This is a genomic window from Planotetraspora thailandica (assembly GCF_016863335.1).
Lineage (GTDB): Bacteria > Actinomycetota > Actinomycetes > Streptosporangiales > Streptosporangiaceae > Planotetraspora > Planotetraspora thailandica.
This window is the reverse complement of sequence record NZ_BOOR01000012.1, coordinates 130,146-143,502: the sequence shown is the minus strand read 5'-3', so window position 1 is coordinate 143,502 and position 13,357 is coordinate 130,146. Positions and strand designations below refer to the sequence as shown.

General features: G+C 70.7%; 10 protein-coding genes. 1 reads left to right on the top strand and 9 read right to left on the bottom strand.

The features are described 5' to 3' along the window. Positions 1 to 402 precede the first annotated feature (402 nt). Positions 403 to 3,561: an isoleucine--tRNA ligase gene (ileS, locus tag Pth03_RS11580; RefSeq protein ID WP_203944179.1), complete on the top strand. Its 3,159-nt coding sequence runs from the start codon at positions 403 to 405 to the stop codon at positions 3,559 to 3,561. 175 nt (positions 3,562 to 3,736) lie between these two features. Here the strand turns inward: ileS and Pth03_RS11575 are convergent, their stop codons facing one another. The 9 genes from Pth03_RS11575 to murG all read right to left on the bottom strand — a co-directional run bounded on the left by Pth03_RS11575 (position 3,737) and on the right by murG (position 13,347). Then, positions 3,737 to 5,869, bottom strand: a complete 2,133-nt coding sequence (locus Pth03_RS11575; RefSeq protein WP_203944178.1) for a hypothetical protein — start codon at positions 5,867 to 5,869, stop codon at positions 3,737 to 3,739. Between the two features lie 56 nt (positions 5,870 to 5,925). Continuing rightward, positions 5,926 to 6,789 (bottom strand): DivIVA domain-containing protein, encoded by an 864-nt coding sequence (locus tag Pth03_RS11570; protein ID WP_203944177.1) that lies wholly within the window; start codon positions 6,787 to 6,789, stop codon positions 5,926 to 5,928. 51 nt (positions 6,790 to 6,840) lie between these two features. After that, positions 6,841 to 7,128, bottom strand: coding sequence for a YggT family protein (locus Pth03_RS11565; protein ID WP_203944176.1), 288 nt, complete (start codon positions 7,126 to 7,128; stop codon positions 6,841 to 6,843). A gap of 82 nt (positions 7,129 to 7,210) precedes the next feature. Next, positions 7,211 to 7,738 carry a cell division protein SepF gene (locus Pth03_RS11560; protein ID WP_203944175.1) on the bottom strand — a complete coding sequence of 176 codons (528 nt, stop codon included), beginning with the start codon at positions 7,736 to 7,738 and terminating at the stop codon, positions 7,211 to 7,213. Positions 7,739 to 7,872: 134 nt separating this feature from the next. Continuing rightward, positions 7,873 to 8,589 (bottom strand): YggS family pyridoxal phosphate-dependent enzyme, encoded by a 717-nt coding sequence (locus Pth03_RS11555; protein ID WP_203944174.1) that lies wholly within the window; start codon positions 8,587 to 8,589, stop codon positions 7,873 to 7,875. 12 nt (positions 8,590 to 8,601) lie between these two features. Beyond that, complete coding sequence (ftsZ, locus tag Pth03_RS11550) at positions 8,602 to 9,975, bottom strand: cell division protein FtsZ (RefSeq protein ID WP_203944173.1); 1,374 nt, start codon at positions 9,973 to 9,975, stop codon at positions 8,602 to 8,604. Between the two features lie 227 nt (positions 9,976 to 10,202). Continuing rightward, the gene (locus tag Pth03_RS11545) at positions 10,203 to 10,877 is read right to left on the bottom strand and encodes a cell division protein FtsQ/DivIB (protein WP_239118942.1); all 675 of its coding nucleotides are present in this window, start codon (positions 10,875 to 10,877) and stop codon (positions 10,203 to 10,205) included. After that, on the bottom strand, positions 10,874 to 12,271 hold the full coding sequence (gene murC, locus Pth03_RS11540) for a UDP-N-acetylmuramate--L-alanine ligase (protein ID WP_203944172.1): 1,398 nt from the start codon (positions 12,269 to 12,271) through the stop codon (positions 10,874 to 10,876). Before murC ends, Pth03_RS11545 begins: the two co-directional genes overlap by 4 nt. Further along, positions 12,268 to 13,347 (bottom strand): undecaprenyldiphospho-muramoylpentapeptide beta-N-acetylglucosaminyltransferase, encoded by a 1,080-nt coding sequence (murG, locus tag Pth03_RS11535; RefSeq protein WP_203944171.1) that lies wholly within the window; start codon positions 13,345 to 13,347, stop codon positions 12,268 to 12,270. Before murG ends, murC begins: the two co-directional genes overlap by 4 nt. Positions 13,348 to 13,357 lie beyond the last annotated feature (10 nt).

Below are 13,357 nucleotides of genomic sequence, written 5' to 3'. Positions count from 1 at the left end.
TCCGTCGCCCTTCCGCCACCGCGGGGGCATTCACCCTGACAACATCGAGGCCTCGCCTTATGTTCCGCGAAACGACCCCGAACACGCGGATGACCTCCCATATCGGGAAGCTCATCCCGGCCGTCTGCGTTATCGTCTAAGTCTGCAAGGCGTTGATGGGGACGAGTACCTCCGCACCCACTCGCTCGAGCGACCCGGGGACGGTGTGAGCCCGGGGCGAGCCGCGGAGGGAAGATCACCCCGGAGCCGCCGGGAGAAAGGCCCCTGGGCCGAGTAGATCCGGCAGCGGAACAAATGAGAGGGCGCTCCCCGGCGGGGACGTCAAGAAGGGTGGTACCGCGGAGCCGTTTCCGGCTTCGTCCCTTCACGCCATTCCAGCCACGCGTGGAGGTCCCGCCGACGATGTCTCCCCAGAATTTCCGCTCCCTTTCCGGGCAGGTCGACCTGCCCGCACTCGAACGTGAGGTCCTCGAACGCTGGCGGGACGGAAAGGTCTTCGAGCGTTCCCTGGAGCAGAACGCCGGCGGCCCGTCCTGGATCTTCTACGAGGGTCCGCCCACGGCCAACGGCATGCCCGGCGTGCACCACGTCGAGGCCCGCGTCTTCAAGGACGTCTTCCCCCGCTACAAGTCCATGCGCGGTTACCACGTGCCCCGCAAGGCGGGCTGGGACTGCCACGGCCTGCCCGTCGAGGTCGCCGTCGAGAAGGAGCTCGGCCTGTCCGGCAAGCCCCAGATCGAGGAGTACGGCATCGCGGAGTTCAACGCCCGCTGCCGCGAGTCGGTCCTCCGGCACGTCGACGCGTTCGAGGAGATGACCGAGCGGATGGGCTACTGGGTCGACATGTCCCAGGCCTACCGCACGATGGACCCGCAGTACGTCCAGGCCGTCTGGTGGTCGCTCAAGACCGTCTGGGACAAGGGCCTGCTGTTCCGCGACTTCCGGATCACGCCCTACTGCCCGCGTTGCGGCACCGGCCTGTCCGACCACGAGCTGGGCCAGCCCGGCGGCTACGAGACCGTCTCCAGCCCGTCGGTCTACGTCCGCATGCCCGTGACCTCCGGCCCCCTGGCCGATCTCGGCGCCTCGCTGCTGATCTGGACGACGACGCCCTGGACCCTGGTGTCCAACACGGCGGTCGCCGTGCACCCCGACGTGACCTATGTCGCCGCCCGCCGCGGTGACGAGGTGCTGGTCATCGCACAGCCGCTGATGACCAAGGTGCTCGGCGAGGACGTCGAGGTGCTCGCCACCTACACCGGAACCGAGCTGGAGCGCACCACCTACTCCCGTCCCTTCGACTTCGTCGAGATCCCCGGGGCGCACTATGTCGTGCTGGGCGACTACGTGACCGTCGAGGACGGCACCGGCCTGGTCCACCAGGCCCCCGCGTTCGGCGCCGACGACATGACCGTCTGCAAGCGGTACGGCATGCCGGTCGTCAACCCCGTCGGCCCGGACGGCCGGTTCCTCCCGGACGTGCCGTTCGTCGGCGGCATGTTCTTCAAGGACGCCGACGAGCACCTCACCGAGGCCCTGCGCAGCCGCGGTCTGCTGTTCCGGGGCGACCACTTCGAGCACAGCTACCCGCACTGCTGGCGCTGCCACACGCCGCTCCTCTACTACGCGCTCCCGTCCTGGTACATCAGGACCACCGAGATCAAGGACCGCCTGCTCGCCGAGAACGAGCGCACCAACTGGTTCCCTGAGACGATCAAGAACGGCCGTTACGGCGAGTGGCTGCGGGGCAACGTCGACTGGGCGCTGTCCCGCTCGCGTTACTGGGGCACGCCGCTGCCGCTGTGGGTCTGCTCCGAGGACGACTCCCACGTCACCTGCGTCGGCTCCCTGGAGGAGCTGGGCGGTCTGGCCGGCCGCGACCTGTCCGCGCTCGACCCGCACCGGCCGTACGTCGACGACGTGACCTTCCCCTGCCCCGACTGCGGGGCGGAGGCGAAGCGGGTGCCCGACGTGATCGACGTGTGGTACGACTCGGGCGCCATGCCGTTCGCCCAGTGGGGCGCCCCGCACGTCAACAAGGACGTCTTCGAGGCGTCCTACCCCGGCCAGTTCATCGCTGAGGCGATCGACCAGACCCGCGGCTGGTTCTACTCGATGATGACCGTCGGCACGCTCGTCTTCGACCGCTCGTCGTACGAGAACGTGCTCTGCCTCGGCCTCATCCTCGCCGAGGACGGCCGCAAGATGAGCAAGCACCTCGGCAACGTCCTCAAGCCCATGCCGCTCATGGACGAGCACGGGGCCGACGCGCTCCGGTGGTACATGGCCACCTCCGGCTCGCCCTGGGCGCCCCGGCGCATCGGGCACTCAGCGCTCGAGGAGATCGTCCGGAAGGTCCTGCTCACCTACTGGAACACCGCGTCGTTCTTCACGTTGTACGCCAACGCCGAGTCGTGGTCGCCGACCAGGCTGGCCGAGGCCCCGGCGTACGCCGAGCGGCCCCTGATCGACCGGTGGGCCCTGGCCGAGCTGCACCGCACGGTCGCCGAGGTCACGGCCTCCCTCGAGGAGTTCGACACGGCCCGGGCGGGCCGCCGCCTGACCGACTTCCTCGACGACCTGTCCAACTGGTACGTCCGCCGCTCCCGCCGCCGGTTCTGGTCGGGAGAGGCGTCGGCGTTCGCCACGTTGTACGAGTGCCTGGAGACGGTCACCCGGCTCATGGCGCCGCTCGTGCCGTTCCTCACCGACTACCTGTGGGACGTGCTGCGCGCACCCGACGCACCGGCGTCGGTCCACCTCACCACCTGGCCCGAGGTGAACAAGGAGCTGCTCGACCCGGAGCTGTCGGAGCGGATGGCCCTGGTCCGCAGGCTCGTCGAGCTGGGCCGCTCGGCCCGCGCCTCGTCGTCGGTCAAGACCCGCCAGCCGCTCGGCCGGGCCCTGATCGGCGCGCCCGGCTGGCCGTCGCTGCCCGCCGAGCTGCGCGAGCTGATCGCCGACGAGCTCAACGTGCAGCGGCTCGAGGACATGTCCGGATTCTCGGCCGACCTGGTGACCTTCACCGTGAAGCCGAACTTCCGTGCCCTCGGCAAACGGTTCGGCTCGCAGACCAAGGTCGTCGCCGCCGCCGTCTCAGCCGCCGACCCTGCCACGCTGGCCCAGACCCTGCGATCCGGTACGGCTGCCGCCATCGAGGCCGGCGAGCTCGGGACGGTGGAACTCGGCCCGGACGACCTGATCGTCACCGAGCAGCCGAAGACCGGATGGGCGGTGGAGACCGGGGCGATCGACACAGGAACCGGTGAAACCGTCGCCCTCGACCTGGCCATCACCGACGAGCTGCGCAGGGCCGGCTTGGCCCGGGAGGTCATCCGCCTCGTCCAGGAGGCCCGCAAGGCGACCGGCCTGTCCATCACCGACCGGATCGACCTGTGGTGGTCTGCCGACGGCGACCTTGCCACGGCGCTTCGCGAGGCGGGCGGCACCGTGGCCGAGGAGGTGCTCGCGACCGGCTTCACCGAGGGTGATTCCGGCGAGGACCTCCACCGGCACGAGGACGCCGATCTCGGCCTCGTCTTCCAGTTGCGCAAGGCCTGATCGTCGTGCGCCTGGGCGCGGCACCGCCCCGCCCAGGCGCACGACCGGCGGCCATCCGATCAAACGGGCCGCGGGATTTCGGCCGGGGTCGTCGTCCCTGAAAACGCCGCATCGCCCACACGAGGCATCCGGCTGTCCGGTGCCTCGCGCGGGCGATGGGCAGGGTGTTCGGCGGCTAGCGCGTCTCGCAGACCGAGCAGTGGGTCAGGCCCGCCTCCTCGGCAGCCTCCCGCGACATGATCTCGATGCTGTCGTCGTCGATGCCGCTGATGAGCGGGCATTCGGAGCTGTGGTAGCGGCGGGTGCCCGTCATGACGCGCACCGATCCCGCGGGAACGGCACGAGGGACGTCCGGCCGGATGGCCGCGAAGACGCCGGTCTCCTCGTCGTCACGCTCGTCGTCGGCGTGGGCGGCATCCGCCTCCGCGCGCTCTCCGGCACTGCCCGCGGCCTTGTCAGGCTTACCCGAATCGCCGGTCCCGCTAGGCGCGCTCTTGCCGGAATCACCGGAATCGCCGCCTGCCGTGGAATCGTCGGTCCCGACCGGATTCGCGGCGGTCTTCGCCGGGGTCGTGCCGGCCTTCGCGGTGTCGCCCGCCTGCCGTACGGAACCGGAGTCGGGCGCCGTGGCTGCCGGGCGCACGGCCGTGGGAGTCGCGGAGGCCGTGGAGTCGGCGGGCGTCTTCGAGGGGGTGGCGGGGATCGGCGGGATGCTGAACCCGGCGCGCCCGGGTTGCGTGGTCTCGCTGGGATCCTCAAGGTCGTCGAGGTCGGTGCTCGCCGCCTGTCCTGTGGTCGCCGCCGTCCCGCCGTCTCGGGCCGTCACGGCCCGGGCGCCCGCGGTTCCTGTGGCCTTGGTTCCTGCGTCTCCGGTCCCTGTGTCTTCAGTCCCCGTGTCTTCAGTCACGGTGTCTTCGGTGCTCGGGCTCTCGGTACGCGCGCTCTGCGCCTTCGAATCGCCGGCCTTCGAATCGTCGGCCTTCGGACCCGCGGTCTTCGGCTCTGCGGTCTTCGGCTCTGCGGTCTTCGGGCTGCCGGCCGTCGAGTCGCCGGGCTTGGCGCTCTCGCGGTCCGGGCTTTCCGATCCTGCGGAGGCGGGTTCGGCCGTCTTGGGCTTGGCCCTGTCGACCCGGAACCAGTCGTCCTTGGCAGGCGCCGACGGGGCCGACGACGGCTCGGTCGTACGGCCCGGCGTGCCAGGCCCCTGCGCGGCCCCGTCACCGGCCGAGGGGGCGGACGGCGCAGGCGCGGGAGGCGGAGTTGGCGCCGACGCGAACGTACGCGAGAACCAGTCGTGCTGACCCGGCTCCGATCGCGTCGACGCCGACGAAGAAGTCTCGGATGCGGCGGCCTCAAAAGAAGCGGTCTCGGAAGAAGCGGCCTCAGAACGGGCCGCGTCAGGCGCGGAGGCCTCCGCAGGGGTGGACCGAGGATCGGCGTCTTTGCCGCCCCGATCGCGGTTGCTCACATCGCCGCCGCTTGTGCGCCGGCCGCCCGCGGCTCTGGTGGCGCCGGGATCTTCGGCGGCGGGCACGGCCGTACGGGATGTCCCTGGGCCGGACGGCGTCGCCTGCCAGGCGTCCTCGCCGGGCCTGGTGTTCCCGGTCCCCCTGGAATCCCTTGACGGGCCCTGGGTCCGGGGCGCGGCCTGGCCGGTCGGCATGGGCGTCGCGGTGGTGCGTGCGCTCTCCCCGCGCTCCGGGGCGATGAGCCCGGGCTCGTCCGCCGCACGGGCGGACATGTCGGGAAGGCAGGTGGTGCAGGGGCTGAAGCCCTCTTCTCGGGCCTCGGCGCAGGTCAGCTCCTCGGTCTCGCGTCCCAGTAGCTGGCGGCAGTTCGCCACGTGGAAACGCCTGCGACCGGGGACGACCAGCACGATGTCGTCGGGGCCGAGGTCACCGTCATGACCGGGCTGAGCCGGCGGACGCATGAGAGGGGTCGTCGGCTCCTGCCTGGGGTGCGGGAACGCCACGGTGGGCTGCACCCCATGGGTGATCACCGGGGGCGCCGCCACCATCGGCACGGCCACCGGATGCGCCGGCGCCCCGCTTGAGGCGGTGGCTCCGGCGTGGGCGAGCTCGGAGACGGGAGAACCCTGGGGGGTGAGATCCGTCCCGACGGCGGCACGTCCGCCGGCGGGGAACAGCAGATGACGCTTCAGCAGGGCCCCGGCGAGGAGGAAGACGGCTGCCAGGACGGCGATCGCCATCGACCACACCACCAGGTACACCTGCGTCATCGCCCACCCGGCTATGAGGATCAGGAGAGCGGCGATGGCGAGCGCCAAGGCGGCGCTGAAGAGGATCACAGGAGGTTCTCCGAGCTTGCGGGTCGCATGAAGCGAGGGGGGTAGGACCCCGCGGGCTACCGGCGGTCGGTGTGCGGACCGTCAGGCCCGGGGAACACCCCCGTGTGCTGCGCGGGCTCCTGACCGAACGGGTTCGGGGGGGCCGACATCTGCTGGACACCCGGAGCGACGGCGTGCGCCATCGCCGGAGCGCCGGCCACCATCGGGAACGCGCCGCTGCCCTCGGCCGCGACGTTCAGCTCCGCGAGCTGGTTCTCCAGGTACAGCTTGAGACGGCTGCGGTACTCACGCTCGAAGCTGCGCAGCTCCTCGACCTTGCGCTCGAGCTCGTCGCGGGTCTGCACCAGCGAGCCCATCGCCTGGCGGTGCCGCTCCTGCGCGTCGCGCTCCAGCGTCTCGGCACGGGCGCGGGCGTCGCCGATGATCTGCTCGGCCTGGCGGCGGGCCTTGCCGAGGATGTCGTCGGCCTCGCGGCGGGCGCGGGTGACGGTCTCGTCCGCCTCGCGGCGGGCGTCGGCGATGGCCTGGTCGGCGGTCTGCTGCGCGAGGGCGAGCACACGGGCCGCGGTGTCCATGTTGTCTTCGGCAGGCGGCAGGCCCATGCCGACGGGGACGGGCTCGGGACGCACGGGCTCCGGGGGCCTGATCGGCTCAGGCTGGGGGATCATCATCTCCGGCTTGGGCTCGGCCACGGGCGCGGACGCCATCTGCATGGGGCCGCCCATGCCCATGCCACCGGGGACCTTGCCCCTCAGGCACTCGGCCAGCTTGGCACGAAGCTCCTCGTTCTCTTGGATGAGGCGGTCGAGCTCGGCCTCGACCTCGTCGAGGAAAGCGTCCACCTCCTCCTCGTCGTACCCCGGCCGAAGCCGGGTGGTACTGAACTGCTTGTTCCGCACATCAGCGGGCGTCAACGGCATGTGGGTCTCCTTGGCGCGCTCGGAGTCTTTGTCCGCGGGGACGGTACCCGATCAACGAAACGCGTTCACGACTTGGATCAAGACCAAAACCACAATGAACAGCACAGTGAAGCTCAGGTCAAAGGCCACCGTACCCAACCTCAGGGGCGGAATGAAACGGCGGAGGAATTTGAGAGGAGGGTCCGTCAGTGTGTAAGTGGCCTCCGCCAGCACCAGAACGACCCCGGAAGGCCGCCAGGAGCGGGCGAACGCCTGCACCGTCTCAAAGATCATCCTGCCGATCAGCAGAATCAGATAGAGGGTGAGGGCGATGGACAAGATCTCGCTAACGATCCCCACGGTCCGACCCCGCCTCCCTCTGGTTCCGCCGCATCCGGTCCCAGTGGGTACCGCTCTGCCGGTCACTGCTCATGATGGAACTCTAGCTCTGGTTGAAGAAGCCGCGTTCCGCGATTCGGGCCTTGTCTTCGGCGGTCACCTCAACGTTGGCGGGGGACAACAGGAACACCTTGTTGGTAACACGTTCGATGCTGCCGTGTAGGCCAAAGACGAGACCTGCCGCGAAATCCACAAGACGCTTGGCGTCGCTGTCGACCATCTCGGTCAGATTCATGATGACTGGGGTGCCTTCGCGGAAGTGCTCCCCGATCGTGCGCGCTTCATTGTATGTGCGGGGGTGGAGGGTCGTGATCCGCGCCAGATCGGTCGTACGGCGCTCCAGCACCGCCGTGGGCGGCCGGACTGCGGGAACGACCGACTCGACGTCCTCATCGTGCTCGTGGGACCCCGCGTGCGCCCCGGACGGGCCCGCGACGAAACCGCGGCGCGGCGCGTCGTAGTCGTCGCCGTAGTCGTCGTCGTTGCCGTACTCGGTCGCGTACCTGTCGTCGTAGTGGTCGTCCTCCACGAGACCGAGGTAGACCGCCATCTTGCGCATCGCGCCGGCCATCGCTCGTCGTCCTCCGCGTTACTGGTGCCTTCAAGGTCCCTATGGGAAGGCCAGGGCGGTAGCCATACCCCCCTTGTAGCTCACCGCTGATCGACCTCTACCTGTCGCGGACACCAAGGTCCACTTGGGGGACATTACCTGACGAAGGGCTTCCGACGGCCGAGCAACGCCGTACCGACACGCAGGTGTGTCGCGCCGTTGGCTATCGCGTGGGCAAAATCTCCGCTCATTCCCGCCGAAATGACGTCCGCGGAGGGGTGTTCCTTCTGTATGGTCTGCGCCACGCCGTACAGGCGGGCGAAGGCCTCGTCCGGATCGCCCCCGAGTGGGGCGACCGCCATGACGCCCCGCAGACGCAGGCCCGGGGATCCGGCGACCGCCTCGGCGAGCCGCATGATCTCGGCGGATGCGACACCGCCTCGCGCTCCAGGGCCGCCCTCTCCCCCGTCCTCCAGTGCGACCTGGATGAGGCAGCCCACCTCACGTCCCGCCCGTACGGCCTCGCGGCTCAGCGCCTCGACCAGCCGGGGACGGTCGATCGAATGGATCAGGTCCGCGTAGGAGACCACCGAACGGGCCTTGTTCGTCTGTAACTGCCCGATGAAGTGCCAGGTGAGGTCCAGGTCGGCGCATTCCGCGGCTTTGTCGTGCGCCTCCTGGTCCCGGTTCTCCCCGATGTCGCGCACGCCGAGCTCGGCGAGCAGGCGCACGTCGGAAGCCGGGTACGTCTTGGTGACCGCGATGACGGTGATCTCGGAGCGGGCGCGGCCGGCCGTACGGCAGGCCTCGTCGACCTGCCCTTCCAGCTCCGCCAGACCCGCCGCGATCTCTTCGCGGCGGGTGTCAGTCACGTCGTGCACTGGTCACTTGAGGAAATCCGGCACGTCGAGCTCCTCCTCCTGCTCCTCGAACACCACCGGGCGCCGGGGGGCGGGCTGGGTGACGCGCGAGGTGATGGGGGTCGGCGGCTCGGGCGTGGGGCGCGGGATCGAGAGCGGGCCGGTGTTGCCCTGCTCGGACCTGGCGGCCTCCCCCTCCTGCGCCGCCGCCGGCTGCGGAGCCGGCGTGACGGGAGGGGTCGCCGGTTGCGGAGCAGCCGGCGGGCTCACGGGACTCACAGAAGGAGCGGCCGTGGCCGCGCCGAGCGGGCGGGACAGCGGCTGCTCCACGCGCACCTCGGGCTTGGCGGGAGCGGGCGCCGGTGCAGGCGTGGGGCGTGACGGCGGCGGCGGCGTCGCGGGCCGGCTCTGCTGGGGTCGCGACAACGTCGACGACACCGGGTTGGAGGACGCGGGCTCGTCGAATCCGGCGGCGATGACGGTCACCCGCACCTCGTCGCCGAGGGCGTCGTCGATGACCGTGCCGAAGATGATGTTGGCGTCGGCCGCGGCGGCGTTGGACACGAGCTGGGCCGCCTCGTTGATCTCGAACAGGCCGAGGTCGGATCCGCCGGCGATCGACAGCAGCACGCCGTGGGCGCCGTCGATGCTGGCCTCCAGCAGCGGGCTGGAGACGGCCATCTCGGCGGCGGCGACGGACCGGTCGTCGCCCCTGGCGTGGCCGATGCCCATGAGGGCGGAACCGGCTCCCGACATGACCGACTTCACGTCGGCGAAGTCCAGGTTGATCAGACCTGGAGTGGTGATGAGGTCGGTGATGCCCTGGACACCGGAAAGCAGCACCTGGTCGGCGGCCTTGAACGCGTCGAGCACGCTCACCTGACGGTCGGAGATCGACAGGAGCCGGTCGTTCGGGATGACGATCAGCGTGTCGACGTCTTCGCGCAGGGTCTCGATACCGGCCTCGGCCTGCATCGCACGGCGCTTGCCCTCGAAACTGAACGGCCGGGTGACGACGCCGATGGTCAGGGCGCCCAGGGATCGGGCGATGCCGGCCACGACGGGCGCGCCGCCGGTGCCGGTGCCACCGCCCTCGCCCGCGGTGACGAAGACCATGTCGGCGCCCTTGAGCACCTCCTCGATCTCCTCGCGGTGGTCCTCGGCGGCCTTGCGGCCGACCTCCGGGTTCGCCCCGGCCCCGAGCCCTCGCGTGAGCTCACGCCCGACGTCGAGCTTGACATCGGCGTCACTCATCAGCAGCGCCTGGGCGTCGGTATTGATGGCGATGAACTCGACGCCCTTGAGTCCCTCCTCGATCATCCGGTTCACGGCGTTCACTCCGCCGCCGCCGATTCCGACGACCTTGATGACCGCGAGGTAGTTCTGCGGTGCTGCCACGACGAGGGGCCTTTCCGCTCGTTTGCGTTTCCATGCGGGCGACCGCCCGCGCTGTCTCAACTCTCACCCTCAAGTTGAGATTTAGAGTTATGTCAACCTGAGGATTGATACGGACAGTAGGGTTGCCCCTCCCCCAGGGTCAACTAACCGCGCCGCAAGGCCGTCCGGCGTGTCGCGGGCCGTCCGTTTCGCTCGCCCGGCCGCCGCGGGGCCCGAGGTGAGATTTGTCACCTGACCGTCACGACATCCGGTGAGCTGAGGTCATAACTGGTGCCGGGCTTCTTGAGCAGGGCCGCCAGAAGGCGCCCCTTCTCCTCCGAGTCCGCGGCGTCTCCCCACACGATGGTCTTGCCGTCGGTGAGCTTCAGGGTCACCGACTTCGGCGAGGGCGCGCGGACCTCACGGACTCTGTTCAGCACGGCCTCGGGGAGCACGCTCAGCACCGTGAGGGCCGAGCGTGTGGCGGGGTCGCCGGCCGCCAGGCGCTGCACCTTCAGCACCGGCAGCCAGGACGGCGGGACCGCGGCCTCGCGCAGGATCACCCCGAAACGGTCGAGCACCGCCGCCCTGCCCGGCCCGAGCTGCACGGCGGCGACCGCGGTCCGCTCGACCACGCTCACGTGGAGCGTGCCGGGCCACACCCGGTCCACCCGCGCCGACTCGACCTCGCGCACGGAGCCCACCCGCTGCCGCACCACGCCGAGGTCGACGGTGGCGAGAGGCGTTCCCAGCTTGATTCCGGTGGCCTGCCTGAGCTGGTCGGCGGGAACCGTCGTGTCGCCGGTGACCTCGATCGTGCGCACGCCGAGCACCGGCGAGAAGAACACCACCCAGGTGGCGGCCCCGACCACCCCGCCCGTGAGCAGGGTGGCCACGACGGTGCGCCGGACGGCGGGCTTCACCGGGCGGCCAGCTCCGCGACGATGCGGGGGCCTAGTTCGGTGACGTCTCCCGCGCCCATGGTGAGGACGATGTCGCCGGACCGCGCGCGGTCCGCCACGATGGCGGGCACGGCGTCGCGGTCGGGCGCGTAGGCGACGTGTTCGGACGGCAGCGGCACCTTGCCCGCGACGAGGGCTCCGGACACACCGGGTTCGGGGTCCTCCCTCGCGCCGTACACGTCGAGGACGATGGCCTCGTCGGCCAGCCCCAGCGCCGCGCCGAACTCGGCCGCGAAGAACCGGGTCCGCGAGTACAGGTGCGGCTGGAACACCGCGATCACCCGACCGTCGCCGGAGACCACGTCACGTGCGGCGCGCAGGTCGGCGGCCAGCTCCGTCGGGTGATGGGCGTAGCTGTCGAACACCGTGACGCCCTGCGCCTCGCCCTTCGCCTCGAAGCGCCTCTTGGCGCCGGTGAAGGCGGCCAGGCCCTCCCTGATCTCGTCGAACGGCAGGCCGAGCTCGAGCGCGACGGCGATGACGGCGGTCGCGTTCAGCGCGTTGTGCCTGCCGGGGACGACCAGGCGCACGCGGCCGCGCCCGGCGACGGTGAACTCCAGGCCCAGCCCGTGCGGCACGACGTCGACCGTGCGGTAGTCGGCCTCCTCGGCCTCGCCGTACGTGACGACCTTGAGGCCGCGCGCCCGCGCGATGGGCGCGAGCTGCGCCGCGCCCGGGTCGTCGGCGCACAGCACCAGCACCGAGTCCACCCGCTCGACGAACCGCGCGAAGCTGTCGTAGACGGCCTGCGGGTCGCCGTAGTTGTCGAGGTGGTCGGCCTCCACGTTGGTGATGACCGCGATGCGGGGCGCGAGCATCAGGAAGGAGCCGTCGCTCTCGTCGGCTTCGGCCACGAAGACGTCGCCGGAGCCCTCGTCGGCCCCGAGCCCGGTGGTGACGAGCTGGCCGCCCACGCAGTACGACGGGTCGGCGCCGCACTTCTGCAGCGCTACCGTCAGCATCGAGGTGGTCGTCGTCTTGCCGTGGGTGCCCGCGATCGCGATGCCGGTACGGCCGGCCATCACGGCGGCGAGGGCGGCGGCCCGCGGGATGACCCGGAGGTTCTGCCGCAGCGCCTCCCCCAGCTCGGGGTTGGAGTCGCGGATCGCGGTGGACACGACGACGGTGTTGACGTCCTTGATGTGCGAGGCGGCGTGGCCGACGTGCACGGTGGCGCCGAGGTCGCGCAGCTCGTTCAGCATCTCGGAGGTGCGCGCGTCGCTGCCCGAGACGTCGACGCCTCGTTTGAGCAGGATCCGGGCGATGCCCGACATGCCGGCGCCGCCGATGCCGATGAAGTGCACGCGGCCGAGGTCGGCCGCGGGGACGGGCTCCACGAGCTTGACGAGGCTCATCGGGAAGCGATCTCCAAAACCTTGCGGGCGAGCGCCACGTCGGCGTCGCCGCGGCCCATGCGGGACGCTGCCTCCGACATCCTCATGACACGCTCGGGGTCGTTCAGGATGGGCAGCACGGTCTCGACGATCCAGCGGGCCGACAGCTGGGCGTTGTCGATCATGATGCCGCCGCCGCCGCGGACGATCGGCTCCGCGTTGAGCCGCTGCTCGCCGTTGCCGTGCGGCAGCGGGATGAAGGCGGCGGGCAGGCCGACCGCGGTGAGCTCGGCGCAGCTCATGGCGCCGCCGCGGCACAGGGCGAAGTCGGCCGCCGCGTAGGCGTAGTCCATGCGGTCGACGTACGGGAGGATGACGTACTGCGGGTCGCCCGGGGGCGGCTCCACCTCCACGGTGTTCTTGGGCCCGATCACATGCAGCACCTGGATGCCCGCCCTGCGGAGGTACGGCGCGGCCTCCAGCGCGGCCTCGTTGATCGAGCGGGCGCCCTGGGATCCGCCGAAGACCAGCAGGGTCGGCCGGTCCGACTCCAGCCCGAAGTACGACCGCGCCTTGTCCCCGAGGGACAGGCGGTCCATCTTCGCGATGTCGCGGCGCAGCGGGATGCCGATGTACTCCGCGTTGGGCAGCGAGGCGTCCGGGTGGCCGGTGAAGACGTGCTCGGTGAGGCGGGCGCCCAGCCGGTTGGCCAGGCCGGGACGCGGGTTGGCCTCGTGCACGACGATCGGGATGCCGCGCCGCCGCGCCGCGAGGTAGCCGGGCGTGGCGACGTAACCTCCGAAGCCGACGAGCACGTCGGCCTGGACCCGGTCGAGGATGCCGGCCGCCGCACTGATCGCGCCCGCCAGACGGCCGGGTACGGCGAGCAGCTGGGGGGTGAGCGAGCGCGGCAGCGGCACCGCGGGCACCAGTTCCAGCTCGTAGCCGCGGGCCGGAACGAGCCTGGTCTCCAGGCCCCTCTCCGTGCCGAGGCAGGTGATCCCGATCGAAGGGTCGTGCTGACGAAGTGCATCGGCCAGCGCAAGTGCCGGCTCGATATGGCCGGCCGTCCCGCCGCCGGCGAGGACCACCCTCATGTCACTCCTC

Coding starts and splice junctions, on each gene's coding strand:
- ileS (WP_203944179.1), top strand. CDS start 403: ATGTCTCCCCAGAATTTCCGCTCCCTTTCCGGGCAGGTCGACCTGCCC.
- Pth03_RS11570 (WP_203944177.1), bottom strand. CDS start 6,789: ATGCCGTTGACGCCCGCTGATGTGCGGAACAAGCAGTTCAGTACCACC.
- Pth03_RS11560 (WP_203944175.1), bottom strand. CDS start 7,738: ATGGCCGGCGCGATGCGCAAGATGGCGGTCTACCTCGGTCTCGTGGAG.
- murC (WP_203944172.1), bottom strand. CDS start 12,271: ATGAGCCTCGTCAAGCTCGTGGAGCCCGTCCCCGCGGCCGACCTCGGC.
- murG (WP_203944171.1), bottom strand. CDS start 13,347: ATGAGGGTGGTCCTCGCCGGCGGCGGGACGGCCGGCCATATCGAGCCG.